We start from the raw sequence: 321 nt of genomic DNA on the forward strand, positions 1-321 counted from the left end.
TGACCGGCGCCAACCGCAACGACGTCACTCAACTTCAAGCGCTGGTCGAGGCAATCCCGCCAATCGGCGGCAAGCGTGGCAGACCGCTGTCGAAGCCTCGGGTCGTTCAGGGCGACAGGGGCTACGACCACGACAAGTATCGACGTCCACTGCATGCCGCCGGCATTGCAACCGAAATCGCTCGGCGTGGTCAGCCTCATGGTAGTGGGCTAGGCAAAACACGCTGGGTTGTGGAGCGGACCATCTCGTGGCTTCACAACTTCCGCCGACTGCGCATCCGCTTCGAACAGCTCGCTTTCATCCACGAGGCTTTCCTCAGAA

The 321-nt window shown here is 61.4% G+C and carries 1 protein-coding gene; it reads left to right on the forward strand.

Annotated features, from left to right (window positions below):
• Positions 1-321: transposase (locus ACOJB8_RS41295; RefSeq protein ID WP_475018027.1), on the forward strand; the 321-nt coding region annotated here is incomplete at both ends.

Source organism: Paraburkholderia sp. BR10141, assembly GCF_056155635.1.